This window comes from Facivitalis istanbulensis, from assembly GCF_040560405.1.
Lineage (GTDB): Bacteria > Pseudomonadota > Alphaproteobacteria > Sphingomonadales > Sphingomonadaceae > Sphingomonas > Sphingomonas istanbulensis.
In genome coordinates this window covers 1-2,635 of the sequence record NZ_JAVSCQ010000062.1, presented here as the reverse complement: position 1 = coordinate 2,635, position 2,635 = coordinate 1, and the positions used below count along the sequence as shown (strand labels likewise).

The window sequence follows — 2,635 nt, the reverse complement described above, 5'->3', positions numbered from 1 at the left end:
TGTAGCGCGACATCGTCGGTGACTGGTCAGCGACATTGATGGTGATGTGTCAGCGGTGACGTTGGGGATAGTGTCACACGAGGTTGGCCTGGATCAAGAGGCGTTGTCGCGCAGCGATGTCGCTGGCATGGTTTCGATGTCGCTGGGCGATGTCGCTGGATCAGGAGCACTGTCGCGGAGCGATGTCGCTGAGGCCAGGGCGGATCGCCTGCGATAGCTCTCGACGTTCATTTCCAGGATAGTGGCGTGGTGAACGAGCCTGTCGATGGCAGCGACAGTCATTGCCTTATCCAAAAAAATGGAATCCCAACCGCTGAATGGTTGGTTGGCGGTGATCATGATGGAGCGCCTTTCGTATCTGGCAGAGATGAGTTCGAACAGGACGCTGGTCTCTGCCTGGTCCTTGCGGACGTAGGACAGGTCATCGAGGATGAGCAGGTCGAAGCGGTCGAGCCTGGCGATCTCCTGGGTCAAGGTCAGGGACTGACGTGCGGCCTGCAAACGCTGGACGAGATCGGTGGTTCGGGTGAAGAAGACCCGGTATCCGCGCGCGACGAGCTCGTTGCCGATGGCGGCTGCGGCGTGGCTCTTGCCGGCACCGGGCGGACCAAATGCCAGAAGATTGTGGCCCGCCTTGAGCCAGGCATCTCCTTGGGTCAGAGCCATGACCTGGGCCTTGCTCAAGGTGGGAACGAGGCTGAAGTCGAAGGCATCCAGGGTCTTGCCGGGAGGCAGCCGTGCTTCTGTAAGATGGCGCTGGATCCGGCGTTGTTCGCGTTCGGCGAGTTCCAGTTCGGCCAAGGCTGCCAGCAGGCGCGAAGCCGGCCACCCCTCCTTGTCCGCTCGTGAACAGAAGTCCGGCCAGAGACGGGCAATGGTGGGCAGACGCAGCGTGCCAAGCAACATGGGCAGCTGGGCGGTGTCGACAGTGATGCTCATGCGGCCATCTCCCTGGCGGTGAGCAGATCGTCGTATGTGTCAGGCTGGGGAATATCGACGACCACATCGGCCGGCTCTTTGCCGGGGCGTTGGAAGCGCTCCTGCAGATCCCTCAGATCGGGTAAACCCTGGCCATCGAGTATGCCGGTCAGGGTCGCGGCGAGCTCAGCCTCGCAGGCCTGGTCATGCGCAAGCCACAGCAGCCCCACCATGCTGCGGCATGCGGCGGCTTTGGGAAGCGCACCCTCCAGAGCATCCCAGCAGCGGCGATATTCGCTGCGAGGGAAGAGCTTGTCGCGATAGACAAGGTTTGCCAGCGCGTGGGGCTTGGTACGCAGGCTGTGGATCACGTGCCGATAATTGACTACGTGGTCATGACCGCCCCGTCCGCGATCGGGCGCCCTCCCGCGTGGCAGGGTCTCGATGGGCTGCCCGGCCAGATAAAGGTCGATCCGGTCATCGAAGATCCTGGCTCGCAGGCTATGGCCGATGAGCCGGGAAGGCACGGTGTAGAAGACCTTGCGCAGCACGAAGCCGCCCGATGAGGTGACGAGCACCGTAGCTTCATCATAATCGCAGCTGCGGCGTGAAGGTAACGGGCGCAGGTGCTCAGCTTCGATGCGCAAGGCATCGCGCCGCCGGGCATTGTGGCGGCCCACGATCTGGGCGAGGAACGTGCGCCAGTCCTCGATGGAGGCGAAGTCACGTGTCCCGCGCAACTGGAGTGCCTGATCGAGCCGATCCTTAAGGTGACCATGACGGCTTTCTATGGACCCATTCTCATGGGCGACCCCGCGATTGTTGCGGGTGGGCTCCATCTGGTAATCGGCGCACAGGGCGGCATAGCGGGTCCGCAGATCTTCCTGGGCATCTTGCTCCAGGTTGGCGAACGCCGCGGAGAGGCTATCGGTGCGATGCTCGTGCGGCACGCCGCCAAGCTGCCACAGCGCATTCTGAAGGCCGCAGGCCAGCGCCGTGAAGCTTTCTCCTCCCAGCACGACCTCGGCATGCTCCCACCCGGAATAGACCAGCGCGAAGTGATAGATCAGGTGCGGGCTCGGATTGCCGGAGATGGTGACCTTCAGATCGCGGGCGTCAAAGAAATCCGACATGCCCTGTCGGCCTGGCGGATGGTCCTGCCGGAAGATGACCTCACGCTCTGGTCCATACTCGGCCTTCCATAGCCGTATCCGGCGTTCCAGGGTCCTGCGGGCTGGTGTTAGATCGAGACCGGGGTGGCGTTGCTCCAGCTCCCCAAGAATAGAGATGGGCTTCAGGCCCGGCGTGCTCTCGAGCAAAGGCACGATTTCTTTATCCCACAGTTCGGCGAGCGGATCTGGCCTGCCGCCGCCATGACGTCGCTCCCGGCGACGCTCCGATGGCGACCGGGGATCTTTCTCTGTCCGGTAGCCCGTGCTGGTGGAAAAGCCCGCCATGGCGGCGGCCGCTTTTTGCGGGTGTTTTTGACGAAGGGACATGTAGTACCTCTGCTGTTGGTCGGTGATGGGACGGCCAGGCATCCGATCCTCTTCTTGGCGTTGAAGATCGGACCATCCTGACCGCTGTCGCCGCCAACGGCACGGGGAAACCCGCGCCCGTGTGGGGGGAAGCTACGTCCGGGCTACGCCCGGCCTCCGCTTCCCCCCACACGTCATCTACGATGTCGCTGACCCTTCAACTGCGATGTCGCTGTGCA

General features: G+C 62.8%; 2 protein-coding genes. Both read right to left on the bottom strand.

All coding sequences use genetic code 11. From position 1 onward, the window contains the following. Window positions 1-93 precede the first annotated feature (93 nt). Window positions 94-939 carry an IS21-like element helper ATPase IstB gene (gene istB / locus RN629_RS18090; protein ID WP_006949666.1) on the bottom strand — a complete coding sequence of 282 codons (846 nt, stop codon included), beginning with the start codon at window positions 937-939 and terminating at the stop codon, window positions 94-96. Further along, window positions 936-2,459, bottom strand: a complete 1,524-nt coding sequence (gene istA / locus RN629_RS18085; protein ID WP_081628012.1) for an IS21 family transposase — start codon at window positions 2,457-2,459, stop codon at window positions 936-938. Before istA ends, istB begins: the two co-directional genes overlap by 4 nt. Between the last annotated feature and the right edge of the window lie 176 nt (window positions 2,460-2,635).

Bases quoted from the DNA above. Each gene is read 5' to 3' on its own strand.
- istB (WP_006949666.1), bottom strand. From the start codon at position 939: ATGAGCATCACTGTCGACACCGCCCAGCTGCCCATGTTGCTTGGCACG.
- istA (WP_081628012.1), bottom strand. From the start codon at position 2,459: ATGCCTGGCCGTCCCATCACCGACCAACAGCAGAGGTACTACATGTCC.